Genomic DNA, 26028 nt, shown 5'->3' on the forward strand with positions numbered 1-26028 from the left:
CGGATGACGTCCACCCCCTTCCTCTCACTGCGCAGCATCAGCAAGGACTTCGGCCACATCGCAGCGCTTCAGGATGTCGCACTCGATGTGGAGCTCGGCGAGGTGCTCGCCATCGTCGGCGACAATGGCGCCGGCAAGTCCACTCTGATGAGCGTCATGCTGGGTCTCCTCAAACCGTCCAGCGGCACGATCGCGGTGAACGGCGAACCGATCGAATTCCACGACCCGGCCGACGCCGCGCGCGCGGGCATCGGAGCCGTCACTCAGGACCTGGCGCTCGTGGAATGCCTCGACGTCGCGACGAACATGTTCATCGGGCAGACTCCCACCCGCTTCGGCATCGTCGACCGCAGGCGCATGCGACGCGAAGCCACGACCTTCCTGAAGAGCGTCAATGCTACGGTGCCCGACGTCACGGTTCAGGTCGGGATGCTCTCGGGCGGCCAACGCCAGATGGTCGCGATCGCTCGTGCGTTGCGGAGCGGCGCGCCGATGATCCTGATGGACGAGCCGACGGCGGCCCTGGGGGTGCGCGAGACCGCACTTGTCGCCGAACTGATCGAGGCGTTGCGCGACCAAGGCAAGGCCGTGGTCATCGTGAGCCACGACCTCGAGCTCGTGCTGCGCATCGCCGACCGGGTTCAGGTGATGCGCCTGGGCCGGAGTCGTGGCGCCTGGCCGGTGTCCGATCTCAGTCGGGACGACCTCGTCGGGCTCATCACAGGCACCCGTGACGTGCCGGCGGCGGGGTTGGCCGCGTGAGCGCCAGCGCACCGCCCGTCTCCGCGAGGGGGAGCGCACTCGGCCGCGTCTGGACGAGCATCCACACCAGCCAGGTGATGGTGCTCGTGGGCGTCATCGTCGTGGTCGCCGTGGTGGTGCAGATCCAGAATCCGATCTTCCTCACGGAGAACAACCTCATCTCGCTGGTGCGCGGAGCGGTCACGACCTTCGTGCTCGGAGTCGGGCTCACCCTCGTGTTCACGAGCGGCGGGATCGACATGTCGGTAGGGGCGGTGTTCACCCTCGGCGGCATCACCGCGGCGGCGGTCATGCAGGCCGGAGTGCCGTGGCCGGTGGGCATCGCGGTCGGCCTCGCGGCCGGCGTGCTGGCGGGCGCCGTCAACGCGGCGCTGATCATCCTGGTCAAGATCCCGCCCATCATCGCGACCATCAGCACCCTCTACGCCGTCACCGGGTTGACCCTCGTCGCGACGAGTGGCAACCCGATCAGTTCGCTTCCGCCGGAGTTCGCGGCGCTCGGGCAGTCCTCCGTCGGCAGCATCCCGCTGCTGGTCGTGTACGCCGCCGTCATCGGGGTGGTGGCCCACGTGCTCCTCGCGCACACGAAGCTGGGCTACGACCTCAAGGCCATCGGTGGAAACGAACGGTCCGCGCTCTCCAACGGCGTGCCGGTCGTGCGGCTCAAAGTGGTCGCGTACGCCATCAGTGGCGGGGTCGCCGCACTCGCCGGCATCCTCTACACGGCGCGCACGGGCACCGCCGACCCGGGGATCGGAGGCACGAACCTCACGTTCGCGGCGATCTCCGCCGTTCTGATCGGGGGAACGAGCCTGTTCGGCGGAATCGGCACGATCGCCGGCACAGCGCTCGGCGCCCTGCTCTTCGCCGCGATCCAGAACGGACTCACCGTGGCCGGAGTCAATCCGCTCTATCAGAACATCGTCATCGGCGTGATCCTCGCATCGGCCGTCGCGAGTGACGGGTGGCGTCGCCGGCGAGCGTTCAAAGTCGGGCGGAGCTAGACAGCGTTCCGATGAAGTCCAGGAGCGCCCGGTTGAATTCTGCCGGGCGCTCTTGGTGCAACCAGTGTCCGGCTCCCTCGAACGCGAGCGCGACGCTCGTCTCCGAGCTGAAGCGCGCTCGCTCCCACGCCGCACCCTCCTCCGAGGTCGAGGCGGCGAGCACGGGCGATCGGCGCCGGGCGACGAGCTGCTCGGTCTGCGGGCTGTTGACGACCGAGTCGAGGCTTCCGTGGACGTCGTGCACCGCTGCGGCGAGCACCCGAGGATCGACGGACTCGATGCGGCGCTGGTGGTAGGTGATGAGCGCGGCCGGCGTGGCGGGGCCCTCCGCACCCCGGAGACGCTCTGCGGCGAGCCGTGTCGCGTTGCCGGGACCGATGCGCGCCGCGAAATCGAGGTTGGCTGCCGCGTCGCCGGCACCGAAGGCGTACGGCGGGTCGATCACCACGAGCGCCGCCGTGCGTTCCGGATGTCGCGCCGCGACGATCGAGGCGATGACGGCACCCATCGAGTGACCGACGATGACGGCCCGCTCCACGTCGAGCTGCTCGAGTAGCCCGAGCAGGTCGGCCACGAACGCGCGGAGCGTGATCTCCTCGCCCCGGTAGGTCGAGCTGCCGTGCCCGCGCAGATCGACCGCGATCACGCGGTGCGTCTCGGCGAGCGCGGGAATCTGGAACGACCAGTCGTGGGAGTCGCAGGCCCAGCCGTGCACCAGCAGCACGGGAAGGCCCGCGGCGGGGCCGTCATCCGTGTAGAAGAGGTCGAGATCGCGTGAGTGCAGGAACGGCATGGCTCCGAGCATGCCAGCGCCGGTCGTCCGGTCGGTACGCGGCTTCCGCTACTCGGAATCTGCGAGCACGATGTCGAAACGCGCCCGCGACCAGGTGCGGCCCCCGAGCTCGCGGCCGTCGGGGGTGGGAGTACCGGCGTCCTGGACGACGAAATCGGTGATCAGGGATTCCTTGACCCCGAACACGCTGTCGCTGTCGAGGTACTCGCCCCCACGCACGAAGATGTGGGTGATGAGGGTGCGAAGCCCCGGCGCCGAGACCATGAAGTGCAGGTGTGGCGCGCGGTAGGGCGATCGCGCCGTCGCGGTGAGCAGATCGCCGACGGGCCCGTCGAACGGGATCGGGTACGGCGTCGGCGTGAGGCCCCAGAAGGCGTATCGCCCGTCGATGCCGGAATACAGGTACCCGCGTCCCCCGACTCGCGCGTCGGCGTACTGGACGTCGTACCGCCCGTCTTCGTCGGCTTCCCACACTTCGATGCGCGCGCCGGGGACCGGATCCCCGCGTAGATCGGTGACGACGCCTTCGACCCAGGCGGGCTCGCCGACAGCCCCTAAGGCGATGTCGCCGCCACGCTCGACGTGCGGCGCGTCGTCGACGAAGAACGGGCCGAACACGGTCGCCTGGGTGGCGCCGCCAGAGACCGGATTGTTGATGGCCACCGTCTGCATGGAGGCGCCCAGTACGTCCGAGAGCAGGATGAACTCCTGCCGCCGGTCGTCGGTGATGTGCCCTGCAGCGGTGAGGAAGGCGATCGCGCTCTCCCACTCGGTCTCGGTCAGCCGCACCTCCCTCAAGAAAGCGTGCAGGTGCCGCACGAGCGATGTCATCACCAGTCGGAGGCGCGCATCGGGCGTGTTCTCGAACGAGGCGAGAACCCGGGCGACGACGTCGTTCTCGACCGCCTCCTGCTCGCTCGCCGCACGTTCCTCGTTCACCGGGCCTCCCCTGCCCAGGCCGCGGCCAGCAGTCGCTCGAGGTCGGTCACCGAAACGGCTCGCGGGTTGCCGGGTGGCACCGCCTCGACGATCCGTCGCGCGGCCTCCGGCACCCCGCGCTCCGGCATGCCGAGTTCGCGCAGACTCGCCGGCGCATCGACGGCGCTCCACAGCGCGTCGAGCGCAGCCTGACCGCTCTCGGCCCCGAGCACCGTGCCGATGCGGCGCACCAGCGCCGGAGCCGCCGGCTCGTTGAAGGCCACCACGTACGGGAGCACCACCGCGTGGGTGGCCGCGTGCGGGAGATCGAACATCCCGCCGAGCGTGTGACAGATCTTGTGGTGCAGCCCCGAGCCCGCCGACGCGAACGCGACCGCGGCGAGGTATCCACCGTAGAGCGCCTCCTCCCGCGCACCGAGCCCACTCGGCTCTACGACGATGCCGCGCAGGGCCGAGTCGAGTGCCGCCAGCGCCTCGAATGCCAAGGCGCGATTGATCGGATCTGCACGCGGCGCCCACAGCGAGTCGACGCAGTGGGCCACGGCATTCAGCCCGGACCGGGTCGAGAGCTCCACCGGCAAGGACAGCGTGAGCGTTGCGTCGTAGATCACCGCGCGCGGGAGCACCCGGGACGACACGCCGGTGGCCTTGTGTCCGTCAGTCGTGACCCCCCAGACATCCGTCGCCTCCGATCCGGCGTAGGTGGTGGGCACGGCGACGATCGGAAGCCCCGTCTCGAGGGCGATGGCCTTCGCCAGGCCTGTCGTCGATCCCCCGCCGACGGCGACCAGTGAATCGACGTCACCGGCGACGGCTTCACGGATGGCGCGGCTCACCAGGTCGGCGGGCACATGTTGCGCCACGTCGGCGAAGCGCACGGCCACCGGAACGTCAGCCAGAACCTGGGCGATGGCCCCGTTCCGATGTCCTCCGCCGAGCACCATGACCCGCCGAGCGCCCAGGCCGTCGAGGGCGAGCGACAGATTCCGCGCGGCATCGCCGCTCCCGAACAGCACTCGCTGCGCAAGAGTGACGTGGTCGAAGCGCCCTAGCCCTGAGTTCACGGACCGAGTCTGCCCTGTCAGGGGCGGGTGCAGCTACGAGGTTTCCGGTGAACGAAATACAATTCTTTCGACCAGTGGAAAGCGGTACGGGAGTGCCGAGGTGCTCGTGCCACGCTCGAAGCGTGCTCGACGGCGGCCCGCCCCTTCCACGGTCGCGCGGCACGGTCGACGTCGACGGGAGTGGTGCAGGGTGAAACTGGAGAGCCGTTCGTGGGGCACCGGAGATCGCACGGCACTGCTCGTGCACGGCCTGTTCAGCGACAGCGGGTCGTGGTACCGCATCGGCCCGGCACTCGCGGAGCGCGGCTATCGCGTGATCGTCCCCGACCTACGCGGCCACGGTCGGAGCGGGCGCGGTCGCTACTCGGTGGTCGACTGGAGCATGGACGTGCTCGAGACCGTCGAAGAACCTCCCGAGCTCGCCATCGGCCATTCGCTGGGTGGGCTCGTGCTCGGGGTGATCGCCGAGGCACTCCGGCCCCGAGCGGCCGTCTACCTCGATCCCGCCTGGCGAATGGATGCGGCCCAGGATGCGGCCTTCCGCGAGGAGTGGTCGAGCTGGCTCGAGTGGACCTCACCCGAGCAACTGCGCACCCACCTCGGCAGCCGCTGGCCGGAACGTGATGTGCGCCTGAGGTGGGAGTCCATGCAGGCCGCAGACCCTGCCGTCGTTCCCGGGCTCGCGCGCGGCGGCGGATACGACTACTCGCCCGAACGCGCGACGATGCCCTCGCTCGTACTGGCCGCCGATCCGAGCGGATTCATCACCCCCGAGCACGCACTCACGCTCGCCGAGCGCGGGCTGACCGTGCGACGTGTGCCGGGCTCAGGGCATTCGTACTTCCGCGAGGATGCCGACGGCTTCCTGCGCGAACTCGACGAGTGGCGAACGGGAGGACGGTGACATGGCCGCGTCGTCCGAACCCGGCCGCAGCACGGCCGACCGCCTGTTCGCGCTGCTCTCCGTGTTCGAGCGCGGTCCGGCGACCATGACGCTCACCGAGCTCTCGCAGGCCGCCGGCATCCCCATCGCCACGACGTTCCGCCTCACCCGGGAGTTGCTCGCGGCGGGAGCGCTGGAGCGCAACGACGACGGCACCTACCAGATCGGCATGCGCTTGTGGGAGCTCGGTTCCCGCGCACCCCGGCAGCGCACCCTGCGGCACGTCGCCCGGCCGGTCATGGAGAACCTGCACGAGTCGACCTCGACGACGGTGCAACTGGTCGTGCTCGACGGTCATCGCGCGGTGTGCGTCGAGAAGGTCTCCGGCACCCGCTCGGCGGCCAACGTGACCGAGGTGGCGGGCAAGCTGCCGTTGCACGCCACGGGGGTGGGCAAGATCATCCTCGCCTTCACCCCCGATGAGCAGACTCTCATCGCCGGGCGTCCTCTGCGGCGATTCACCCCCATGACCGTCGTCGACCACGCCGCACTCGAGCGGGAGCTGCTGCGGATGCGCCACGACTACGTCGGGTACTGCCGCGAAGAGATGACCATCGGCACCGCATCCGTCGCCGCTCCGATCTTCGACGTGAACGGCGACTTCGTGGCCGCCCTCGGCGTGCTCACCGCTTCGCCCGCCGCCCTGCCGCGGTTGGCCCCCGCCGTGCGGAGCGCCGCGCTCACCATCTCCCAACGGCTCGGCCACCGCCCGGTCGACTGGCCGATCGCCTCCCTCGCCTGAGGCACGGTGCCCGGCACCCGCTCGGGTGCACTCGCTGATCGCACCGCCTCGGAGAAGGACGTGTCGACGTATTCCGCCGGGTCGAGAGGCGACTCGTAGTCGATCGCGCCCGCGCCGATCCAGATCTGCTGCATCTGGTCGAGCACCGCCGGCTGTGGCGCCAGGTCGGGGAGGTACTCGGTGTAGAGCGGCAGGCCGGCGAGCACCTCGGGATCCTGGTCGACCGCTTCGGCGATGATCCGGATGTTCTCGGAATCGTAGACCGCACCGTCAGCGAGCGCCTGCGACCCCCGTGCGAATGCGTCGAAGAAGGGCTGGGCCGCCGCCGACTGGGCGAACGTCCCGCTGAAGATGACCCCGACCGGAGTCGTGCCCGCGGTCGGCACGCCGAGCGTGACCGCGACGCCGTCGCGGAGCGCGAGCGTGTTGAACGGTGCGGATGTCCACCCCGCGTCGATTCCGCCGCTCTCCAGGGCCGCCGGGACGTCGGGGATGGGGATGTTCTCGATCGTCACGTCGTCGAGGCTGAGTCCACCGCCCTCGAGCACCTGTCCGACGAGGAATCCGCCACTCGATCCGACCCCGCCGACCGTTCCGATCGTGCGACCGGCGAGATCGGCCACCTCGGTGACCTCCCCGCTGTCGACGAGGGCCTTGCGCACCAGGAGCGAGCTCGGCGAGGTCTCCAGGTCGCCGCTGGCGACGTTCACGGCGCCGACCACGGTGACGTCGAGACCGTTCGCGATGGCATTGAACATGCCGGCCGAGAACCCGGCGACCACCACGTCGAGCTGACCGCTGGCGGCGAGCGGTATGGCGTCCTGGCCGGACGTCACGTTCTGCACCTCGAGGTCGATGCCGGCGTCGGCGAAGTACCCTTTCGCATCCGCGATGTACAGCGGTGCGATGGACGCGATCCGCTCGATGCCGACGCGCACCACCACGGGCTCGGTGGAATCCTCGGGCGACGGCGCCGTGGGAGCGGAACAGGCGGTGAGGGCCAGCGCGACCGCGCCGACCATCCCGATGGCAGCGATTCGTCTCGTCATCATTGCGTCCTTTCCGGGTCGTCTCCTCGATGAGCCGACGCCGATGTGTCGCCTCACTGTGCCAGCCGGGCACAGCGGCGACCACGAGACTTTCCGTTCAGCAGAAGCCGCGTCACTCGTCGAGCAGGGGCCGCATCCGCCCCGCCGATTCGGTGCCGCGGCGCCCGGTCGCGACGAGGGCCAGGACAAGCACTGCGGCGCTCGCGACGATCACGGTCCACCAGATCGGGTGCGTCGCCCGGGCGAATTCCACAACCGGAACGTGGCCGACGACGAGGCCGGCGATCGCCACGCCCACGGCCATGCCCACCTGGCGCGCCGACGATCCGACGGCGGCCGCGGCCCCGGCCTGCGATCGCGGCATGCTCGCGACCGCCGTGGTCGTGATGGGGGTGTTGATCGCCCCGAAGCCGCACCCGATGAGGGCCAGACCGAGCGCGAGCACGCCGATCGACGTCGTCGTCTGAAGACCCACGAGGCACAGCCCACCGGCGGTCAACGAAATCGCCGCGAGCACGAACGGCAGTCGTGGGCCGCGCGCCGCCATCAGCCGCGCCGAGGCGAGGGAGGCCAGGGTGGTGGCGAGCGCCATCGGCAGGAGCACGACTCCGGCCTCGGGCGGCGAGAGACCGTGCACCCGCTGCAGGTAGAAGGTCGAGACGAACAGGGCGCTCCCATATGCCGTGAACACGAGCACCGCGCTCGCGACGGCCGCGGAGAAGGGCAAGCTGCCGAAGAACCGCGGGTCGAGCAGCGGATCGCGTCGCCGGCGCTCGTAGAGCACCAGCACCACGACGGCGGCGAGACCTCCCGCGACGAGCAGCGGGGCGACGAGGCTCCACCCCGCGCGCGGCGCTTCGATCAAGCCGCCCACGATCAGCCCCAGCGCGAGGATCACCAGCACCTGGCCGACCGCATCGAACCGCCGGACCCGTGCGCCACGCGACTCGGGTATGACGAGCCCGGCCAGCACCAGGGCGAGCACCCCGACGGGAACCGTGATCCAGAACACCGACCGCCATCCGACCGCCGCGGTCAGCACTCCCCCGAGGAGCGGGCCGACCGCCAGCGCGACCCCGGTGAACATGCCCCAGGTGCCGATGGCCTTGGCGCGTGCGGCGGGCCCGACGAAGGTCACGCTGATGATCGACACGGTCACGGGGTTGATCATCGAGGCACCGACGGCCTGCAGCACCCGGAACGCGATGAGCCATCCGACCGACGGGGAGAGGCTGCACAGCAGCGACGCCAGCGAGAAGAGGCCGAGCCCGAGCTGCAGGGTGCGTCGGCGGCCCCAGCGATCGGCGAGCGATCCCGCGAACAACAGCAGCCCGGCGAGCACGAGGGTGTAGGAGTCGAGCACCCATTGCAGCTCGGGGATGGTCGCCGCGAAGTCGGCGGCGACGCTCGGCAGGGCGACGTTCAGGATGGTCGTGTCCGTCGACACCATGAAGATGCCGAGGCAGCAGATGGCCAGGATGAGCCGGCGCCGCCCTGCTCCGTCGACGGAGGTGGTCACCGACCGGTTCCGGCTCCCGGCAGCCAGCCCCATCGGCGCAATTGGGCCGCGTTGTGGCTGAGCGCCTCGCCCGGCGAGCGATCGAGGCTCAGCTCTTCGATCGAGACCCACCCCTCGTAGCCGTGGTCGCGGAGTAGGGCGAGAAAGCCCGGCACGTCGACGAGACCGTCTTCGAGCGGTGTCCAGATGTGCTCCCACCCGCCGCCCGCGAGCCGCACGGCGGCGGCGTTCTTGACGTGCACGTGGCCGAGGTACGGGCCGAGCTGATCGAGCGCGAGAGCATGGGGTACGAAACCCTCCCACACCAGGTTGCCGACATCGTAGATCGCCCCCACGGTTCGGGGGTCGAAGCGCTCGAGCACCCGCAGAGCGAGCGCGGCGCTCGGACAGATGGTGCGGTGGTGGATCTCGAGCAATGCCCGCACGCCGGAGCGCTCGGCCTCCTTCTCGACCCGCTCGAAGAAGGCGCAGAAGCGCGTGAACAGGTCGGAGTACGAGAGTCCGGTGCGGCCGGGGCGGGGCGCCTGGAGGCGGACCTGCGGAGCACCTGCTGCCCGGGCCATCGCGAACACGCGCTCGAGCGTCTCATCGTCGTCGAGTTCGATGTAGGCGCCGAGGCCCACGAAGTCGAGGCCCGTGAGTGAGGTCAGGGCCGCGACATCGACCGCCGCGTCGACGTCCAGCGGGATCGAGGAGCTGTGGTCGACGAGGAACGGATGCGCCGGCATCATGTCCCGGATCGACCCGGGGCGCGGCTCCACCCGCCACTCGATGCCTTCGAACCCCGCCGTGGCGACGGCCCCCGCCGCCGATTCCCGGTCGTGGTCGGGCAGCGAGATCGTGGCGACGCTGAACCTCACGAGCGCCGCCCGCTGCGCGACGGCTTGCTGGAGTACTTCCACGGCAGCACGAGCCGCTCGACCAGGATGACGAGGCCGGTCAGCGCCGATCCGACGATCGAGACCACGATGAGTCCCACGTACATCTGCGCCGGCTGGAAGAGCTGCCAGGAATTCCAGATGAGGTAGCCCAATCCCGAGTTCGCCGCGACGAACTCCACCGACACCACCACGACCACCGCCAGGCCTGCTGCCAGCCGGAAGCTGGTGAAGATGGCCGGCAAGGCACCGGGAAGCAGCACGTAGCGGAACTGCTTCAGGCCGATCGCGTTGTAGGCCCGGCCCGCTTCGAGGATGCGGGAGTCGATCTCGATGATGCCCGCGAGCGTGTTGATCTGCACCACGAAGAACACCGCGACGAAGACCACGAAGATCCTCGGCGTCTCGTTGAGCCCGAAGATGAGCAGGAACAGCGGCAGGATCGCGACCTTGGGCACGGCGAAGAGCACGGTGAAAAGCGGCCCGAGCGCGGCGCGAACGGGACGCCACACTCCCATCAGGAGACCCGCGATGACGCCGAACACGGTGGCGAGCGCGAATCCGGCGGCCAGCCGCAGCACCGAGGGCACGAGGTCGTCGAACAGCGCTCCCGACGCCACCATCGAGACGCCGGTGCTGAGGATGGTGGCCGGCGGCGTGAACAATCGCCCGTCGATCCAGCCGAACATCGCCCCGAACTGCCAGAGGGCCAGCAGCACGAGGGGCGTGCCGATGGAGAGCGCGAGATCGCGCCAGCGGCGGGAGCGCTCCCGGTTGTGCTCGCGAGCGACCGCCGCACCGAGCGCTTCCGGAGAGGCCTGGGTCTGCTCGATGACGGTCATGAGAACCTCATCGAGGCGCGCACCTCGTCGCGGAGCGACTCCCAGATCGACTGCCGCATCTCGGCGAATTGCACCGTGCCCTCGATCGACACGTCGCGCGGCCGGCCGAACGGCACGTCGATGACCTCCTTGATGCGGCCCGGACGGGCGGACATCACGATGATCCGGTCGCCGAGGAGGAGTGCCTCCTCGATCGAATGGGTCACGAGTACGACCGTCTTCCGCTCCACTTCCCAGAGCCGCACGAGCTGCTCCTGCATGAGCATCCGCGTCTGCGCGTCGAGCGCGCCCAGCGGCTCGTCCATCAGGAGCGCCGGCGAGCCCGTCGCGAAGGCCCGGGCGATCGCGATGCGCTGACGCATCCCGCCCGAGAGCTGGTGCGGGTAGGCGTGCTCGAAACCGGAGAGCCCCACCTCCGAGATCCAGCGGCTCGCGGTCTCCTCGCGCTCGCGCTTGCCCACCCCGGCCATCCGTTGCCCGAACGCCACGTTCTCGATCACGTCGAACCACGGGAACACGCCGTGCTCCTGGAACACGAAGGCCGACTGCGGCACGCGGGATTCGGGGAGACGGATGTCGACCGATCCGTAGGTCGCCGTCTCAAGGCCGCCGAGGATGCGCAGCAGGGTCGACTTGCCGCAGCCGGAGGGCCCGACGATGCAGGTGAAGGACCCTTCATCGAAGTCGAAGGACACGTCACGAAGCGCATCGACTTGGCCGTTGCGGCCCGAGAAGATCTTCGACACCTCCCGCACGGAATACGAATACGGCGTGTTCGACGGGCGGGCCGGAGCGCCGGGCCCGTCGTCGATCAGAGCGGATGTCTTCATTGACTCATTCCTCCATCAGGGCGTCCACGAACTCCGACTGTCGCCGATGGGCATGGCCGACTCCACGGCCGATTCCGCTGAACGAAAGAGCACGGAGATCGTGGGCGCTGCTAGTGGAGACCAGTCTCGTTAGTTCCGCCGTATGAACCAGGAATCATGTCGAAAACGGCCACAGATGCGCGCGCGCTGCAGGATTCCGGCACACTATCCGTCGGCGGAGCGGTGCGGCATCCAGGCGATGACGTCCGTCGTCAGGCCGTCGTCATCGAGCACGTGCATCATCCGCTTCACCGGCTTGAGCTTCACGCTGCGGTCGACGACGCGCGCGCTCGGGAACTTCTCCTGCACGATCGACTCGATGTTCTGCAGCTGGGCGAAGTCCCGGAACCAGAAGGAGCAGAAAAGGTTGGCCGGCCCGGCGACGATCGACACCGTCCAGCGCGCCTCCGGGAACGTGGAGACCGTGCTCGCGGCGGCGTGCAGATCCTGGGCGTCGAACGCGAACCAGACGTTCGCGGCATAGGGCAGACCCACCAGGTGCGGAGCGGCCTCCGCTCGGAGCACGAGCGCACCGGAACTGACCAGTGAATTGATGCGGCGCCGCACGAGCGTCTCGCTGACGCCGAGCCGATCGGCGAGCGTCTTCGCCGGAGTCCTGGCGTCGTGGATGAGGTGCTCGATCATCGGCGCGTCGATCTCGTGGAACTGCCGGGAGTACGACCGGCTGTCGGCCGACTTCACGTTGAGGGAGCGCTCTGCGTTCGCGGTCAACGCGCCGGCCCGGAAGTTGCTGCCTTGCACGTAGACCGTGTCGACGAGTTGTGTCTGAACGGACAGCAAGCCGGGAATGCCGGAGATCTCGGTCGAGAGGAAGCGGCTCAGAGCCGCCATGTCCTGCAGCACGACCGTGCACCGGACGTCGTGCTGGCCGACGAGCGTCTCGATGGTGACGACCGCCGGAATCGGTGCGAGCGCTCGCGCCACGTCGAGCGCTGTGCCGGCGACGCAACGGGCGGTGAGCAAGACCGTGACCTGGCCCGGCCAGTTGCCGGTGGAGACGGTTGTCCACGCGTGACGCTGTTCGACGATGCGATTCCATCGTCGTCGGGCGGTGACCCCGTCCACGCCGATCGCCTTGCCGATCACCTCCCACGGGGCGCGCACGTTGAGGCGGAGCGCCTCGAGCAGCGCGATGTTCAACTCGTCGAACTGGACGAAACTCTTCATGCCGCGAACCTCCATGGCCGATTTCGACACAATACGCCGATTTCGCGCGGGCATTATGAAGACTTTCGCCAGAACTGCTGACAGGGCAGACCTGCCGAAAGGATGGCCAATGACGGATCCGACTGTCGCTCCGGAATCCACAAGCACGCTCGGGCTCTCCGCCGTCGAGGTGCTGACCACGACCCGCGCGGTGCGCAAGCGACTCGATCTCACGCGGCCCGTGCCGCGCGAGGTCATCGACGAGTGCGTGACGATCGCACTGCAGGCGCCGAGCGGCCGCAATCGGCAGCACTGGGACTTCATCTTCATCGACGACCCGGAACTCAAGAGACGGGTCGCCGACATCTGGCTGCGAGGCCTCGCCGCGCCGGCACCGCAGAGCGGACCGGCCGAGAGCCGCGACGACCCACAAGGGTCGGGCTGGCGGCGCGTGGCCGAGAGCCTGGACCACCTCGCGGAGCACCTGCACGAGGTGCCGGTGCTCCTCATCCCCTGCCTCCGGGTCACGTCCCGGAGCGACCTGGACACCATCCGCGGACAGGCCGGCGGGTGGGGGTCGGTGGTGCCGGCGTTCTGGAGCTTCATGCTGGCGGCACGCGAGCACGGTATCGGAACCGCATGGACCACCTGTCATCTCAGTTACGAACGCGAGATGGCCGACTTGCTGGGCATCCCGTTCGACACGGTCGTGCAGGCCGGGCTCTCCCCGGTCGCCTACACGATCGGCACCGCCTTCAAGCCCGGGCCGCGCGCCGACCAGGAGCTCTTCACGCACTGGGATCGCTGGTGAAGCCGGGCGATGTCGCGCTCGTGACGGGCGCGGCGGGCGGACTGGGAACGGCGATCGCCGAGACCCTGGCCGAGCGCGGATGGTCGCTCGTTCTGACCGGGCTGCCGACCGATCCGTGCGAGCAACTCGCTGCCGATCTGCGGGAACGGCACCCGGACATCGATGCCGTCGCGATCTCCGGCGACCTCACGGAGCCCGACCAGATCTCTGCGCTCGTCGCTGCAGCCGTCGAATGGAAAGGCGCGCTGACCGGCCTCGTCAACAACGCCGGGCGGCCGAGTCGTTCGACGCTCGCGTCCGTCACCCCCGGCGAATGGGATGCCGCGCTGGCCGTGAACCTCAAGGCGCCCGTGCTCCTCATCCAGGCGTTCGCCGCCCATTACCGCGACGACCAGGTGGGCGGGTCGATCGTGAACATCGCCTCGCGCACCTATGCCAGCGGTGGCCCCGTGGCCTACGTCGCGAGCAAGGCGGGACTCGTGGGGGTCACCCGGGCCGCCGCCTTCGAGCTCGGCCCCAAGGGCATCCGGGTGAACGCCGTCGCACCGAGCATGGTCGAGACAGGGTTCGTAGCGGGGTCACGGACGCCGGAGGAGATGGCCGCCTACCGAGCGCGGCAGTCCGGGCTCTCCGCACTGAAACGCTCGCTCACCGTGCGGGAGATCGCGACAAGCGTCGCCTATCTGGCCGGCGACGATTCGTCGTTCGTGACCGGCGAGGTGCTCCATGTCGCGGGTGGACTCCAGCTCCCTCCGATGCCCTGATTGTCCTGATGGAACCCCCGCCACACCTGAAATACCCGCCCACACCTCAACGAAGAGAGAAGCGACAATGAAATCACGATCCCTGGCCGGCGTCCTCGGTGGCGCCGCAGCCCTGATCCTGCTCGCCGGATGCGCCGCCTCCGGCGCCGCGGATTCCTCCGCCGCCCCGAACGGCAGCGGCGAGCTCCAGACCGTCAACGTCGGCACCGTGCCCCTCGCGCTGTTCGCACCGTTGTTCGTGGCGGACGCGAAAGGATATTTCGCCGACGAGGGCATCGACCTGAACATCCAGACCGTCACCTCGGGCCAGGATGCCATCCCCCTCGCCGCGAACGGTCAGCTCGACGTGCTGATCGCCGGCTTCTCCGCCGGCATGTTCAACGCCGTGAGCGCAGGGCTCGACGTGCAGGTCGTGGGGTCGATGAACATCGGCGACGGCGTCGAGGACAACCCTCCGGCGGCGATCGTCGCCAGCACCGCGGTGGACGACCCGATCACCGACATCGCCGGCCTGAAAGGACGCAAGGTGGCCATCGCCGGCGGCCTCGGCGGTTCAGGGGCGTACTTCACCGGCGAGATCCTCGCCCGGGAAGGACTGACGATCAACGACATCACCGTCGAGAACATCGGCAACGCCGACATGCCCTCGGCCCTGGCGAGCGGTGCCGTCGACGCGGCGATGACCTCCGCTCCCTTCAACACGAACGCGGTGGCGGACGGCAGCGCGACGACGATCGCCGTGCCGGGCGACGGCACGAGCGGAACGGGCGTGATCTACGGCGGCCGGTTCGCGGCATCCGACCTGGCGCAGCCCTTCTTCGACGCACTCGCCCGGGGCGCGGCCGACCTTCAGAACGGCGCCGTCTACGACGACGACAACCTCGAGATCGTGGCGAAGGCGACCTCGCAGGACGTCGAGACCCTGCGTGACACTCCCCTGTTCGTCTGGTTGCCGAACCTCGCCCCGCAGCCCGCGGCGCTCACCCAGATGGAGCAGATCTGGCGCGACGCCGGGGCGATCACGTACGACGAGCCGCTCGACCAGTCGACGTTCGTGAACGAGACGTTCTCCGAGAACGCGAGCTGAGCGGTGGTGCCACCCTCCGTCGAGCCCCTGCCACTCCGGCTCGGTTACAAGGCGTCGGCGGAGCAGTTCACGCCGTCCGACCTGATCGAGTTCGGCGTGCTCGCCGAGCAGGCGGGCCTGGATTCCGTCTTCATCTCCGACCATCTGCAGCCGTGGCGCCACACCGGCGGACACGCGCCGGCCGCCATCCCGTGGCTCGGCGCGCTCGGCGCCCGCACCGGGCGGATCGTGCTGGGCACCTCGGTGCTCACCCCCACGATGCGCTACCACCCCGCGGTGATCGCGCAGGCGTTCGGCACACTCGGCGCCCTGTATCCAGGCCGGGTCGTGCTCGGCGTCGGAACCGGCGAGTCCCTCAACGAAGTCGCCCTGGGCATCGCGTGGCCGGATCAGAAGGAGCGATTCGCGCGCCTGAAGGAGGCGGTGCTCCTGATCGAGCGACTGTGGTCCGAGGACCGCGTGACGCATGACGGGGCGTACTACCGAACCGAGAACGTCACGATCTATGATCGCCCGGATCGCCCCGTGCCGATCTACATCGGAGGGGCGGGGCCCGCGGCCACTCGGCTCGCCGGACGGATCGGGCAGGGGTTCATCACCACCTCCGGTAAACCGGACGAGCTCTACCGGGACATCCTGATGCCCGCGTTCGCCGAGGGACTCGGCAAGCGCGAGACACATTCCCCGGTCGACACGATGCTCGAGGTGAAGCTCTCCTTCGACACCGACCGAGAGCGGGCGAGGAGCGACACGCGGTTCTGGGGTGCTCTGGCGCTGACGCCCGAAGAGAAGACCGGCATCGAGGATCCGGCCGAGATGGAGCGCCGAGCCGACGCCCTCCCGATCGACCGGGTCGCACGACGGTGGATCGTCACGGACGACCCGGCCGAGGTCGTCGATGCGGTGCGCCCGTACGTCGACCTCGGTTTCCGGCACCTCGTCTTCCACGCGCCGGGCGACGACCAGCGACGCTTCCTAGAACTCTTCGGAGCGCACGTCGCGCCACGCCTGCGCACCGCGTTCCGCGTCGAGTTCAGTCCATCTACGACAACATCCCCGGCACCGACAAGAACCCGCTCCATGCGCTGAGAAGGCGCGCGCCAGGGAGCAAGGTCCAGAGTTCGAGCTACTCCGCGCGCTCGGAGATGAACGTCCTCACGGTCGCTCGCTCCTGGAACATGGTCCACAGCCGCTCCGCGATGTCTGCCGGGTCGATGGCGTTCGGCCCGGCGTAGGGAGATCCCTTCACCGATCCCGTGATGACGATCTCGCCGACGTAGATCCGATCGTCGCGAAGCCGCTCTGCCAGAAGTCCCACGAGCTTGGACTTCGCGGCGGCCTCCAGAGCCACGCCGTCGCCGCCGAACGACACCGCAAAGCGGTCGATGGCCTCGTCGGAAAGGCCGAATCCGCCATTGACGACGAGCACGGCGCTGTCCGACGATGAACGCAGATCATCGAGGGTCGCCTGCACGAGAGCGGCCAGTCCGGTCACCCCGATCGCGAACACCCGCTCGATCTGGGTTGGAGAGTCGGTCAGGACGTCGGCCACTTCGAGGGGCTGGTACGCGGTGAAAGCGAGTGCCGTGACGGGGCCCAGCTGGAGGCGTACAGCGGCGGCAGTCGCACGGACGGAGTCGGGGTCGGAAAGGTCACCGACGAAGGCATGTGCTTCTATGTCGTCGGTTGCAAGGTGATCGACGCCGGCGCGCAGTCGCTCTTCGTTGCGCCCCACCAGCGCGATGCTCCAACCTCGCGCACCGAACGATGTCGCGATGGCGTGTGAGTTGCCAGGGCCATATCCGGCCAGAAGAAGAAGAGGCATGGTGTAGTGCTCCCATCGGGTTGATGATTCAGGATTCACGGCGAACGAACCGGATACGGAATATCCGCATCCGGATACGCTAGCATGGGCACATGTCGTCCGATCCCGCCAATCCCATCCGCCGGTCACGAGCCGACGCCGAACGAAATCGGCGCCGCATCCTCGATGCCGCATCCCGCGTGTTCGCCGAGTACGGCCCCCGTGCGACGCTCAACGACGTCGCGCGCGCCGGCTCCGTCGGAGTGGGCACGGTCTACCGCAAGTACGTCGACAAGGAAGAACTGCTCGACGCGCTCTTCGACGACAAGATCGGCTCGATCCTTCAGGTCGTCCGCGACGCCGCTGCCATCGAGGATGCAGGTGAGGCATTCCGCGCGTACCTGCGCGGCATCATCGAGTTGCACGCTTGCGACCGGAGTCTCGCTACCGTGCTCTTCGGCCCCGGACGGTACGAACGTCTCGCCGGCGAGAATTTCGCGGAGCTCGCGTCGACCGCAGACTCACTGATCGCGGCGGCTGTCGCGGCCGGGGAACTGCACGAAGGGTTCACACGTCAGGACACCGTTGTGCTCGCGGTGATGGTGGCCACCGTCGCCGGCGCCACGCGGGATGCCGATACATCGGTGTGGCGTCGGTACAGCGAAATCGTGGTGCACGGAACACGCGCGACAGCAGGCTCGGTAGCGGTGTCCCATCCCCCGCTCTCGTTCGCCGAGACCGCCCACGCATTGGGAGGGATGCTGTGAAGGCTCTGGAGCAGGTCTCTTCGAGACTGTATGCCACACCGACGGCACCGTTACCCTTCCTCGCGGGCGTAGTCGTACGTTCATTCCTGCTCGAGCGCGACTCGGGAAACCTGCTCGTGTACAACTCTCCCGGTATCGATGCCGCCGCCGACGACATCGTGAAGGTGGGCGAGCCAACCCGCCTCCTGGTCAACCATTGGCATGAGGCGACATACCCCGCACCGCGCCTGCAGGTGCCGGCGTGGGTGCACATCGCGGACAAGGGCCGCACGGAGGAGACCCTTCCCATCGCCGGAACCTTCGGTGTGCGCGAGCGTATCGACGACGATCTGGAGATCATCCCAACCCCCGGCCACACTGCCGGCACCACGACGTTCCTCTGGAACAGCGGGGAAGACCGTATCCTGTTCGTCGGTGACTCGATCTGGCGCCACAGCGGGCGCTGGCAGGTGGTTCTGTTGGGTGAGAGCCGACGCGCGGCATACCTCGCCTCGCTGCGTCTGCTTCTCGAGCTCGACTTCACCCTCCTGGTCCCCTGGGGCGCGGATGCCGGTGATCCGGCAGTCTTCCCCATCACCGGCGATGAGGCTCAGCACGAGTTCGAGGAACTCATTCGTCGCGTTGAATCAGGTGCGAACCAGTGAAGTCCAGCCCGTCCTCCTCCTGCAGACGTCGAGTTCGACCGAGTGCTCGCATCCCGGCTTTGGCTGCAGGGATCCCACAATAAATGGCGGCGTGTCTCACGATCTCCGCGATCTCGCGCCGTGTCAGGCCGTTTCGAAGTGCGCCGGCGATATGTCCTTCAAGTTCGAGCTCATTGCCGTTGGCAACGAGGGCCATCACCGTGATGGCGCTGCGCGTGCGCACGTCCAGCTCGGCTCGCGCCCACGTCGCTCCCCAACCGAGCTGGGTCACGAAATCGTCGAACTCGACGTCTTCTTCCGAGCTGGCGCGACTCCGCGTCTCGGCGACGTACGCCTCACCCATGACGCGACGCCGTGCCTCATCACCTCGTAGCCAGAGGTCATTTGCCATCCGAGTCACTCCTTCCTTGGTTGTCTGTGAGAAACGATCGGCCATTCGTCCTGTACGGATGATGATTTCTGGCGCGAGTAAATATGCCGCAAATGCCCCCACTCACGATTTCGCCCGCGTTTCGCCCCGAATTGCTAGCGTCTCATCGGTCCGGAGTGGAACCCTGAACGACGAAGTTGAGGAGCAAGAATGTCAGAGCGTGTCGGAAAGCGAGTAGCGATCATCGGGGCCGGGCCGGGTGGCCTGACGGCCGCTTTGGGCTTTCACCTGTTGGGATTCGACGTGTCCGTCTTCGAGCGAGGTGACGAAGTCCGGTCATTCGGTGGGGGCATCGCGCTGTGGCCGCCGGCCATCAAAGCCCTCCAGCTGTTGGGTGTCGAGGTCGAGGCACTCGGCGCTGAATCCGACCCGCGTTTCGTTCGTCCGGATGGTCGGCTGATCGCGGCGTACCCGACCGAAGCCGCCTCCGAGATCGACGTGCCGCTGTGGCTCGGAGCGATGCGAACGACCATCTACACGGAACTGCTGTCACGACTGCCCTCGGACGTCATCAAGACCGGCAAACGGTGTGTGGCTGTCCGACAGGACGACACCGCCGCTTACGCCGAATTCGCCGATGGGACGGAGCACGAAGCCGACCTCGTGCTCGGCGCCGACGGCCTCAACTCGGTCGTGCGCACCTACTTCGAGGGCGATTCGCCGGTGCGGGACAACAACCTCGTGCTCTGGCTGGGTCACACCTTCGCACCCTTACCCGATCGCGACGAGACTCGGATGATCCTCGACCCGCGCGGTTATCAGTGCAGCTTCACCCCCATGTCCTATCAAGGCCGCGAAGGCTTCCACTGGTGGGTGATGGAAGCGAACGACGCCTCCGCACCCCTGCCACAGGGCGAGAAGATGATGGAGCACATCCTGTCGATTGCGGGAGATATGCCCGAACCTCTCCCTGCACTCATCAGGAGCACTCCGATCGACAAGACCCTGTCCTGGATCATCCGTGACCGTGATGCGCTGCCGACCTGGGTCGACCGCCGTATCGCCGTGTTGGGTGATGCAGCGCATCCCACGAACCCGTACGCCGGCTACGGAGCGGGAATGGCGATCGTCGACGGCTTCTATCTCGCCTGTGCTCTCGCAGACGTCGACCTCACGGACACCGCGCGCGTCAGTGCCGTGCTGGAGAAGTACCAGCACGACCGGAAACCGGAGACGGACGCGGTGGTCGCGTTCGCCTACATGATGGGCCAGCTCATGCACCACGCCACGCCCGAGCAGGCGGCCCAACGCGACGGCATGCTCGACAACAGCCCATTCCTCGCCGACACCCTGGCCGAACAATATGGCGAACCGCTCACCGCCGCTTTCAGGATGGTCACGGAGATGGGAGCCCGCATGCCGCAATCGGCATGACGACTCGGGGAATCATGAGCACCACACTGATGAAGGAGAGCGCACTGGTGAACGAACCGACCGACCGATCGCAGGTTGTCGAGACTGGAATGGACCCGGAGGCACTCGACCGAGTGGTCACCTCCGTCGAATCCGACATCGACTCGTCGCTGCACCACGGAGCGGTTGTTCTGGTGGCCAGGCGCGGCCAGGTCGTCCTGCGCCGAGGGATCGGCCTCTCCGATCTCGAAGCCGGCCGAGCGGCGGAGCCTGACGACATCTTTCTCCTCATGTCGACGGCGAAGTCCTTCACCGCCGCATTGGTCCTGCGCTTGATCGATCGTGCCGAGCTGTCGTTCGACACGCGGGTGTCGGACATCATCCCCGAATTCGGGGTGAGAGGAAAAGAACGCGTCACCGTGCGCCAGCTCCTCACGCACACGGGAGGAACCTGGGCGGGCTTCGTGCCGCCGCCGCCCGTTCCCTGGGGCCCCTTATGGGGTGACATGGATGCCATGACCGCGGCTGTCAGTGCCCAGCAGATCGCGCATCGCCCCGGTGCGCACGTGATCTACAACCCCTTCGCGAGCTACAACATCCTGGGCGAGATCGTCCGCCGGCTTGATTCGGCCAAGAGATCGTTCCGCGACATCGCCAAGCAAGAGCTGTTCGACCCGCTCGGAATGAACGACACGTCGTTCGGTTTGCGACGGGATGCTCCACGCCGGGTTCCTCTCCGCATGGCCGAGACGACCCCGGGCGCCGCCGAGGTGAACGTCATGGAATCACTGAACGACCTGGTGGACGAGAACTTCGAACTGCCTGCCGGAATGGCGTTCGGAACGGCTGACGACCTGTTCACCTTCGCCGAGACGATCCGCAACAAGGGCGTCTCCGGAGGACACCGCCTGCTCTCGCAAGCGATGGTCTCCTACGCCTATCAGAACCACACCGGCGACATGACGAACGAGTTCTGGGATTTCAACAAAGAAGCGCGTGGGATTGCCGAGTTCCCCGCGAACTTCTCGGTCGGCGGCGGTTACGTGCGCGGCATCGGTCACTTCATGACGCCCCTCGGCCAACTCGCGTCACCCTCCGCGTTCGGTTCGGTCGGCTCCGGGTCGACCATGTGGATGGTCGACCCGGAGCGGGAACTGACCTTCGTCTTCCTCTCCTCGGGGCTGCTCGAAGGACTGCACCACTTCCAGAGACTGCAGCGGGTGTCCGATCTCGTCATCGCGTCGGTTGTCGATTGAGACGCGACCACTCTCCACAGTCCTCCGGCGACAAGAAAGGCAGGAACAGTGACCGATCTCGATGAACTGCGCAGACGCATCGACCACCTCTACGACCGCGCTCACATCAGCGACACGATCAATCGCTTCTTCCTCGCGCTCGATGAGAAGGACTGGGATGCCATACCTCCGTTACTCGCCGACGAGTTCCTGTTGACCGCAGCAACCGTTGCCGGTGAGCCCAAGCGCCTTCCGATCCCGGAATTCATGCAGAGCCTGGTCGCTCGGAACGGAGGCTTCGCCGGCACGACGCATCTCAATCCCGACCACATCATCACCATCGACGGCGACTCCGCCCACGTCAAGGCGCACATGCTGTGCCCACACTGGTCGGACGACACGGATGCCGGTCTCTTCGTGTCGTACGGCCGCTACGACATCGATCTCCTCCGGTCCGGTGATGGCTGGGAGATGACGGATCTGATCATCCGCATCGACGGTTCGCGCGGGGATGCTGCTTCGGTGTACTCGGCGGCGGCGATGAGACTGGCATCCGACCCCACAGCGGCGCAGCGGATCGAGTAGCACGACAGACCATGACAACGGATACCTTCCTCCTCACCGGCGGCCGAATCCTGTCGATGGACCCGGCGATCGGGGAGCTCGATGGTGACGTTCTGGTCGAGAACGGCACAATCACGGCGGTCGGCCCGAAGCTGCGGGCTCCCGGCGTGCGGATCGTCGACGCCGCATCCTCCTGGGTGCTGCCCGGCTTCATCGACACGCACCGACACTGCTGGCAAGGCGTGGTCAGGTTCGCCGGCGTCGGGTGGGACGTGGCCACGTATATGGAGCGCGCGCACGGTAAGGTCGCACCGGCGATCTCACCAGAGGATGCCTACCTCGGCAACAAGCTCTCCGCGTTCGCGTGCCTCGACGCCGGCATAACGACCGTGTGCGACGAGTCACACGTGCAGCACTCGACCGACCACACCGAAGCGCTCATCCGCGCTCTCTCGGAATCGGGGATTCGCGCTCGGTTCGGATTCGGCTGGTCAGCAGGCCCGAAGAACCTGCTCGGAAGCACCGACCCCCATCCGGCGCATGTGGATGATGTCCGCACTCGCATCCTGCATGACGACTCCCGCCTCGTGACCATGTACGCGATGCTCCGCGGACCGGTGCTCTCGAGCTTGGAGACCTGCATTGCCGACATTGCACGAGCGCGAGCCCTGGGGCTGCGGATGTCGTTTCACGTCGGGCATCCGAACTCTCAGGGCATGAGCGAGATCAGCCTGCTGCACGACGCAGGCGTGATGGGACCCGACATGCATTTCATTCATGGTGGGGAATGCTCCGACGACGAACTCCGAATGATGGCTCAGGCGGGCGTCGGCCTGAGCGTCTCCCCCACCGTGGAGAGCTGGATGGCCGGTCTGGGGGCTCCGGCAACCACCCGCGCGCTCAACGCAGGCGTGCAGGTCAGCTTCAGCGCCGATACCGAACTCGCGGCCAGTGGCGACATGTTCTCCATCATGCGCGCCGCGTTCACGGCCGACCAACTTCGACGGACGTCTGATCCGTCCTATCGCGACAACCATCGACAGCTGACCCCCGCGCAGTTGCTCGAATTCGCCACGATCGGAGGAGCACGGGTCTGCGGAATCGCAGATCGTGTCGGCTCGCTGACCCCCGGCAAGCAGGCAGATGTCATTCTGATCGATCGCGAGGCTCCGAACATCGTCAGCTCCGCGGACAGTGCCACGGCAATCGTCACTGCGGCCCACGCGGGCAATGTGAAGGCTGTCTTCGTTGACGGCCGTGAACGCAAAGCCGCCGGCGCACTCACAGAGTTCCGCGAGTACGCACGACTCCGACCGGCTTTGCGCGCGGCTGCCGACCGACTACGCGATCTGCACAACCGATGAACACGACGCCTCGCGCTCGAGCCTTTGCAGCGTGATTTCGCGTCGGTTTCGATCCGGCGGCGAGTATTGGTCTCGGGCCGGACGCCCCGCGCGTCGCGAATGGTTAGGTACCTCGACGTGGGCGGCCGGCCCTTTCAGCTGCTCAGTCAAGAAAGCGAAGGGATGTGGCGGTCCCGTCCTCGCGTCGTGTGCGAGCATTCGGAGTCCATCCGTCCGACTCGGGTTGGCCGACTCGATTTCGCAGAGCTCCCAGGCCCTCGACGATGAGTTCGATCTCATCGCCTGGCTCGAGACGCCGGTCGAGCTCGATGGTCGATCCGCCGTTGCACGTCCCTGAGCCGAGCAGCGCGCCGGGAGCGAGGGTCTCGCCCTGAGACGCCCATGCGACGATCTCGGCGACCGACCACACCATCTGGTCGCTGGTGGTGTCACACAGCAGTTCGCCGTTCACCTTCGCCCGCATGCGAAGCGCCGGGGGAAGCTCATCGAGTGTCGTGACGACCGGACCGGTCACGCAGGCGAAATGCTTGCCCTTCGATGGGCCCAGGCCCCCGGTCATCTCTCGACCCTGGATGTCCCGAGCGCTGACATCGTTGAGGATGGTCAGGCCGAGCACGTGATCCAGAGCTTCTTTGGGCTGCAGATTGCGGCCGGAGCGCCCAACCACGATCCCGAGCTCCAGTTCGTAGTCGAGACGCTGGGTGTAGTTGGGCCAGGGAATTACGTCGTCCGGCCCGATGAACGAGAGAGGATCGCCGGCATAGTTCACGGGCAATTCGTACATCACCTCCGGAACGGGCTTGCCCTGCCAGCGGTAACCGAACGAGAAGTGTTCTTCGAACACCATGTAGTCGCGATAGCTGGCGGGGTCGAGCGCATTCGCGAAGCGGCCGGGTGAGATGAGCGAGACTTCTGCGGCTTCTTCTACGACTTGGGCAACGAGGTCGGTGAATCGTGAGCCTCCGGCAAGGCATCCTGACAAGCTTCCAGGTGCTGTCGTAGACGCGAAGCGGCGGGCCCCGTCATCGGTCGCTCCTCGCGTCCGCTCCAGGTGAGCGATACCCCTCCGCAGATCGAGCCAGGTGGTGCCTCCGTCGGTGCTGACGATGACCCGCGTGGTGATTCCGTCCGGCGTCACCACGCGCTGACGCGCGTACCTCATCAGCCGAGTCTCACGTCAGCCGGCAGGGCATCCTGAGGAACAGGCCAGTGCGCTTGAAGCAGCTCGACGCGGACGCCGTCCGGGTCTCGGACGAACGCGATCCGCTCGAGGTCGGTGCGGCCGCCCGGATGGGCGGGCGGAGCTTCCGGTGTGACACCCAACTCCGCGAGTGCACTCAGGGTTGCGTCGATGTCGTCGACTTCGACACCGATGTGACCCGAGCCCGGCGATCGATCGTAGGCGGGGTCAGTGGTGTCGTTGAGCACCAGCTCGAGCACTGCGGTGCCGTCTGATTGGCCGACGAAGAGCAGGGTGTATCCGGGGCCGAGCGAAAGGGTGCCGACGTGATCCAGGCCGATCGCGCGGTAAAAGGCCAGAGAAGCCGCGGCATCCGAGATGCGTAGGTTCGAATGATGGAAACGAGTCATGATTCGTCTCCGCCCGTCTTCTTGAGTTTCTCGATGTCGTAGTCGGCCTCGTCCGCCATGCCCCAGTAGCCGTGCACGCCCCAGCTCTCGTGGGCCATGCCGTTCGGGAGCTCGTCGACGAGGAGTTTGCGCCATGGCTGGACGAGCAGCGCGCGTGTCATCCGCTGGGTGGAACGGGCGCGAGGCTTGAAGACGGTACGGGCGATCTCCCAGGCACGCTCCAGCACGGTGCCATCCGGAACGACTTCGCTGATCATGCCGAGATCGAGCATTTCCCGGGCGCTCATCTTCTGGCCCGTGAGGAGGAAGTACTTTGCTCGGTTGACGCCCATCAGTTCGCGGAAGATGGTCTGGACGCCGTCACCCGGCACGATGCCCATGCCCGTGTAGTGCCCGTCGGCCATCACCGTGCTCTCCGTGGCGATCACGATGTCGTTCAGCAGCGCCAGTTCCTGGTGGATGAAGAACGGGCCGTTGATCGCCCCGATCACCGGGATCTCGAGGTCGAGCAGACTGAAGGGTTCATGCACCTGGTCGAAGTACCAGTAGTCGTAGGCGCGGTCGAAGGTCATCTTCTCGCGGAAGCCTGTTCGCTCCCAACCGATCGGGTCCATCGAATCCAGGAAGGAGTCGCCCGTGCCGGACAGGATCAGGATTTCGTTCTCCGGATCGAAATGCACGTCCTGCATCGCGGGGATGAATGCACGGTGCAGTTCGAGGCTCCACTTCGCGGGGCCGCCGTCGAGGTGCATCCGCATCTCGAGGATGCCGTCTTCACGGGTGAAAGTGAAGTAATCGGCCCACTTCTCCTGGTAGTCCTCGAGGTGCGTGCGGTACATCTTGTCCCGGGGATAGGGGGTCACCATGGTTGCTCCTTCTCGCGTGCCGTCAGTGAGTCGAACGCCACCCTGTCAAACCATCCGAAATCCCGTCGAAATCGCTTCTGGTGCTCCCACTCGTAGGGCCCACGAGCACGCAGAGGTCGACAAATCCGCGAGACGTACCGGCGGGTGATTTCGTCGATATTTACACGAGGCGCGCGAC

The 26028-nt window shown here is 67.3% G+C and carries 27 protein-coding genes and 1 pseudogene; 14 read left to right on the forward strand and 14 right to left on the reverse strand.

Going from position 1 to position 26028, the window contains the following annotated elements:
* The first annotated feature begins 3 nt into the window (after positions 1-3).
* The gene (locus tag ACFJGU_RS00810) at positions 4-762 is read left to right on the forward strand and encodes an ATP-binding cassette domain-containing protein (protein WP_382306796.1); all 759 of its coding nucleotides are present in this window, start codon (positions 4-6) and stop codon (positions 760-762) included.
* Positions 759-1766: an ABC transporter permease gene (locus ACFJGU_RS00815; RefSeq protein ID WP_382306798.1), complete on the forward strand. Its 1008-nt coding sequence runs from the start codon at positions 759-761 to the stop codon at positions 1764-1766. Before ACFJGU_RS00810 ends, ACFJGU_RS00815 begins: the two co-directional genes overlap by 4 nt.
* Here the strand turns inward: ACFJGU_RS00815 and ACFJGU_RS00820 are convergent.
* From ACFJGU_RS00820 to ACFJGU_RS00830, 3 genes are read right to left on the reverse strand one after another with little or no spacing between them, the layout of a single operon-like run.
* A complete protein-coding gene (locus ACFJGU_RS00820) occupies positions 1747-2559 on the reverse strand; it encodes an alpha/beta fold hydrolase (protein ID WP_382306799.1) in 813 nt (270 codons plus the stop codon). The genes ACFJGU_RS00815 and ACFJGU_RS00820 overlap by 20 nt on opposite strands.
* Positions 2560-2607: 48 nt before the next feature.
* Positions 2608-3498 carry a dioxygenase gene (locus ACFJGU_RS00825; protein WP_382306801.1) on the reverse strand — a complete coding sequence of 297 codons (891 nt, stop codon included), beginning with the start codon at positions 3496-3498 and terminating at the stop codon, positions 2608-2610.
* The gene (locus ACFJGU_RS00830) at positions 3495-4562 is read right to left on the reverse strand and encodes a maleylacetate reductase (protein WP_382306803.1); all 1068 of its coding nucleotides are present in this window, start codon (positions 4560-4562) and stop codon (positions 3495-3497) included. Before ACFJGU_RS00830 ends, ACFJGU_RS00825 begins: the two co-directional genes overlap by 4 nt.
* A 190-nt stretch (positions 4563-4752) precedes the next feature.
* On the opposite strand from ACFJGU_RS00830, the gene ACFJGU_RS00835 reads away from it, so the two are divergent.
* Positions 4753-5466 carry an alpha/beta fold hydrolase gene (locus ACFJGU_RS00835; RefSeq protein ID WP_382306805.1) on the forward strand — a complete coding sequence of 238 codons (714 nt, stop codon included), beginning with the start codon at positions 4753-4755 and terminating at the stop codon, positions 5464-5466.
* Between the two features lies 1 nt (position 5467).
* Positions 5468-6247 carry an IclR family transcriptional regulator gene (locus ACFJGU_RS00840; protein ID WP_382306807.1) on the forward strand — a complete coding sequence of 260 codons (780 nt, stop codon included), beginning with the start codon at positions 5468-5470 and terminating at the stop codon, positions 6245-6247.
* A 404-nt stretch (positions 6248-6651) separates the two neighbouring features.
* On the opposite strand, the pseudogene ACFJGU_RS00845 reads toward ACFJGU_RS00840, so the two are convergent.
* The 6 genes and pseudogenes from ACFJGU_RS00845 to ACFJGU_RS00870 form a co-directional block, all read right to left on the reverse strand.
* A pseudogene (locus ACFJGU_RS00845) lies at positions 6652-7299 on the reverse strand (ABC transporter substrate-binding protein); the annotation flags it as partial.
* Positions 7300-7408: 109 nt separating this feature from the next.
* Entirely contained in the window at positions 7409-8815 is a 1407-nt protein-coding gene (locus ACFJGU_RS00850; protein WP_382306809.1) for a DHA2 family efflux MFS transporter permease subunit, read from the reverse strand.
* A complete protein-coding gene (locus ACFJGU_RS00855) occupies positions 8812-9717 on the reverse strand; it encodes a sugar phosphate isomerase/epimerase family protein (RefSeq protein ID WP_382306811.1) in 906 nt (301 codons plus the stop codon). The genes ACFJGU_RS00850 and ACFJGU_RS00855 overlap by 4 nt, the downstream gene beginning before the upstream one ends.
* Positions 9672-10535: an ABC transporter permease gene (locus ACFJGU_RS00860; protein ID WP_382306812.1), complete on the reverse strand. Its 864-nt coding sequence runs from the start codon at positions 10533-10535 to the stop codon at positions 9672-9674. Before ACFJGU_RS00860 ends, ACFJGU_RS00855 begins: the two co-directional genes overlap by 46 nt.
* Positions 10532-11365 carry an ABC transporter ATP-binding protein gene (locus ACFJGU_RS00865; RefSeq protein WP_382306814.1) on the reverse strand — a complete coding sequence of 278 codons (834 nt, stop codon included), beginning with the start codon at positions 11363-11365 and terminating at the stop codon, positions 10532-10534. The genes ACFJGU_RS00860 and ACFJGU_RS00865 overlap by 4 nt, the downstream gene beginning before the upstream one ends.
* Positions 11366-11569: 204 nt before the next feature.
* The gene (locus ACFJGU_RS00870; protein WP_382306816.1) at positions 11570-12592 is read right to left on the reverse strand and encodes an Lrp/AsnC family transcriptional regulator; all 1023 of its coding nucleotides are present in this window, start codon (positions 12590-12592) and stop codon (positions 11570-11572) included.
* A gap of 109 nt (positions 12593-12701) precedes the next feature.
* On the opposite strand from ACFJGU_RS00870, the gene ACFJGU_RS00875 reads away from it, so the two are divergent.
* The 4 genes from ACFJGU_RS00875 to fgd all read left to right on the forward strand — a co-directional run bounded on the left by ACFJGU_RS00875 (position 12702) and on the right by fgd (position 16322).
* The gene (locus tag ACFJGU_RS00875) at positions 12702-13382 is read left to right on the forward strand and encodes a nitroreductase family protein (protein WP_382306818.1); all 681 of its coding nucleotides are present in this window, start codon (positions 12702-12704) and stop codon (positions 13380-13382) included.
* Positions 13379-14146, forward strand: coding sequence for an SDR family NAD(P)-dependent oxidoreductase (locus tag ACFJGU_RS00880; RefSeq protein WP_382306820.1), 768 nt, complete (start codon positions 13379-13381; stop codon positions 14144-14146). Before ACFJGU_RS00875 ends, ACFJGU_RS00880 begins: the two co-directional genes overlap by 4 nt.
* Positions 14147-14213: 67 nt before the next feature.
* Positions 14214-15233 (forward strand): ABC transporter substrate-binding protein, encoded by a 1020-nt coding sequence (locus ACFJGU_RS00885; protein ID WP_382306822.1) that lies wholly within the window; start codon positions 14214-14216, stop codon positions 15231-15233.
* 3 nt (positions 15234-15236) lie between these two features.
* On the forward strand, positions 15237-16322 hold the full coding sequence (fgd, locus tag ACFJGU_RS00890; RefSeq protein ID WP_382306824.1) for a glucose-6-phosphate dehydrogenase (coenzyme-F420): 1086 nt from the start codon (positions 15237-15239) through the stop codon (positions 16320-16322).
* Positions 16323-16359: 37 nt separating this feature from the next.
* Here fgd and ACFJGU_RS00895 read toward each other — a convergent pair whose 3' ends face one another.
* Complete coding sequence (locus ACFJGU_RS00895) at positions 16360-17187, reverse strand: SDR family NAD(P)-dependent oxidoreductase (RefSeq protein ID WP_382306826.1); 828 nt, start codon at positions 17185-17187, stop codon at positions 16360-16362.
* Here ACFJGU_RS00895 and ACFJGU_RS00900 point away from each other — a divergent pair.
* Together ACFJGU_RS00900 and ACFJGU_RS00905 are read left to right on the forward strand one after the other, a co-directional pair.
* Positions 17151-17804, forward strand: coding sequence for a TetR/AcrR family transcriptional regulator (locus tag ACFJGU_RS00900; protein ID WP_382306828.1), 654 nt, complete (start codon positions 17151-17153; stop codon positions 17802-17804). The two genes, ACFJGU_RS00895 and ACFJGU_RS00900, sit on opposite strands and share 37 nt — an antisense overlap.
* Complete coding sequence (locus ACFJGU_RS00905; RefSeq protein ID WP_382306830.1) at positions 17801-18448, forward strand: hypothetical protein; 648 nt, start codon at positions 17801-17803, stop codon at positions 18446-18448. Before ACFJGU_RS00900 ends, ACFJGU_RS00905 begins: the two co-directional genes overlap by 4 nt.
* Here ACFJGU_RS00905 and ACFJGU_RS00910 read toward each other — a convergent pair.
* Positions 18414-18839 (reverse strand): carboxymuconolactone decarboxylase family protein, encoded by a 426-nt coding sequence (locus tag ACFJGU_RS00910; RefSeq protein ID WP_382306832.1) that lies wholly within the window; start codon positions 18837-18839, stop codon positions 18414-18416. The genes ACFJGU_RS00905 and ACFJGU_RS00910 overlap by 35 nt on opposite strands.
* Before the next feature lie 189 nt (positions 18840-19028).
* Here ACFJGU_RS00910 and ACFJGU_RS00915 point away from each other — a divergent pair, with 189 nt between their 5' ends.
* From ACFJGU_RS00915 to ACFJGU_RS00930, 4 genes are read left to right on the forward strand one after another with little or no spacing between them, the layout of a single operon-like run.
* Positions 19029-20252 (forward strand): FAD-dependent oxidoreductase, encoded by a 1224-nt coding sequence (locus ACFJGU_RS00915; protein ID WP_382306833.1) that lies wholly within the window; start codon positions 19029-19031, stop codon positions 20250-20252.
* Between the two features lie 14 nt (positions 20253-20266).
* Complete coding sequence (locus ACFJGU_RS00920; protein WP_382306834.1) at positions 20267-21487, forward strand: serine hydrolase domain-containing protein; 1221 nt, start codon at positions 20267-20269, stop codon at positions 21485-21487.
* A gap of 48 nt (positions 21488-21535) precedes the next feature.
* Positions 21536-22051 (forward strand): nuclear transport factor 2 family protein, encoded by a 516-nt coding sequence (locus tag ACFJGU_RS00925; RefSeq protein WP_382306836.1) that lies wholly within the window; start codon positions 21536-21538, stop codon positions 22049-22051.
* An 11-nt stretch (positions 22052-22062) separates the two neighbouring features.
* Positions 22063-23394 carry an amidohydrolase family protein gene (locus tag ACFJGU_RS00930; protein WP_382306838.1) on the forward strand — a complete coding sequence of 444 codons (1332 nt, stop codon included), beginning with the start codon at positions 22063-22065 and terminating at the stop codon, positions 23392-23394.
* 142 nt (positions 23395-23536) lie between these two features.
* Here the strand turns inward: ACFJGU_RS00930 and ACFJGU_RS00935 are convergent, their stop codons facing one another.
* The 3 genes from ACFJGU_RS00935 to ACFJGU_RS00945 are packed head-to-tail and all read right to left on the reverse strand — an operon-like array spanning position 23537 to position 25850.
* Entirely contained in the window at positions 23537-24556 is a 1020-nt protein-coding gene (locus tag ACFJGU_RS00935) for a fumarylacetoacetate hydrolase family protein (RefSeq protein ID WP_382306839.1), read from the reverse strand.
* Positions 24556-24984, reverse strand: a complete 429-nt coding sequence (locus ACFJGU_RS00940) for a VOC family protein (protein ID WP_382306841.1) — start codon at positions 24982-24984, stop codon at positions 24556-24558. Before ACFJGU_RS00940 ends, ACFJGU_RS00935 begins: the two co-directional genes overlap by 1 nt.
* Positions 24981-25850 (reverse strand): enoyl-CoA hydratase/isomerase family protein, encoded by an 870-nt coding sequence (locus tag ACFJGU_RS00945; protein WP_382306843.1) that lies wholly within the window; start codon positions 25848-25850, stop codon positions 24981-24983. The genes ACFJGU_RS00940 and ACFJGU_RS00945 overlap by 4 nt, the downstream gene beginning before the upstream one ends.
* Positions 25851-26028 lie beyond the last annotated feature (178 nt).

It is taken from the genome of Herbiconiux sp. UC225_62 (assembly GCF_042694625.1).
In the GTDB taxonomy this organism is placed as follows: domain Bacteria; phylum Actinomycetota; class Actinomycetes; order Actinomycetales; family Microbacteriaceae; genus Herbiconiux.

Bases quoted from the DNA above. Each gene is read 5' to 3' on its own strand.
- ACFJGU_RS00810 (WP_382306796.1), top strand. From the start codon at position 4: ATGACGTCCACCCCCTTCCTCTCACTGCGCAGCATCAGCAAGGACTTC.
- ACFJGU_RS00820 (WP_382306799.1), bottom strand. From the start codon at position 2,559: ATGCCGTTCCTGCACTCACGCGATCTCGACCTCTTCTACACGGATGAC.
- ACFJGU_RS00840 (WP_382306807.1), top strand. From the start codon at position 5,468: ATGGCCGCGTCGTCCGAACCCGGCCGCAGCACGGCCGACCGCCTGTTC.
- ACFJGU_RS00860 (WP_382306812.1), bottom strand. From the start codon at position 10,535: ATGACCGTCATCGAGCAGACCCAGGCCTCTCCGGAAGCGCTCGGTGCG.
- ACFJGU_RS00865 (WP_382306814.1), bottom strand. From the start codon at position 11,365: ATGAAGACATCCGCTCTGATCGACGACGGGCCCGGCGCTCCGGCCCGC.
- ACFJGU_RS00870 (WP_382306816.1), bottom strand. From the start codon at position 12,592: ATGAAGAGTTTCGTCCAGTTCGACGAGTTGAACATCGCGCTGCTCGAG.
- ACFJGU_RS00875 (WP_382306818.1), top strand. From the start codon at position 12,702: ATGACGGATCCGACTGTCGCTCCGGAATCCACAAGCACGCTCGGGCTC.
- ACFJGU_RS00885 (WP_382306822.1), top strand. From the start codon at position 14,214: ATGAAATCACGATCCCTGGCCGGCGTCCTCGGTGGCGCCGCAGCCCTG.
- ACFJGU_RS00900 (WP_382306828.1), top strand. From the start codon at position 17,151: ATGTCGTCCGATCCCGCCAATCCCATCCGCCGGTCACGAGCCGACGCC.
- ACFJGU_RS00910 (WP_382306832.1), bottom strand. From the start codon at position 18,839: ATGGCAAATGACCTCTGGCTACGAGGTGATGAGGCACGGCGTCGCGTC.
- ACFJGU_RS00915 (WP_382306833.1), top strand. From the start codon at position 19,029: ATGTCAGAGCGTGTCGGAAAGCGAGTAGCGATCATCGGGGCCGGGCCG.
- ACFJGU_RS00920 (WP_382306834.1), top strand. From the start codon at position 20,267: ATGAGCACCACACTGATGAAGGAGAGCGCACTGGTGAACGAACCGACC.
- ACFJGU_RS00930 (WP_382306838.1), top strand. From the start codon at position 22,063: ATGACAACGGATACCTTCCTCCTCACCGGCGGCCGAATCCTGTCGATG.
- ACFJGU_RS00935 (WP_382306839.1), bottom strand. From the start codon at position 24,556: ATGAGGTACGCGCGTCAGCGCGTGGTGACGCCGGACGGAATCACCACG.
- ACFJGU_RS00940 (WP_382306841.1), bottom strand. From the start codon at position 24,984: ATGACTCGTTTCCATCATTCGAACCTACGCATCTCGGATGCCGCGGCT.
- ACFJGU_RS00945 (WP_382306843.1), bottom strand. From the start codon at position 25,850: ATGGTGACCCCCTATCCCCGGGACAAGATGTACCGCACGCACCTCGAG.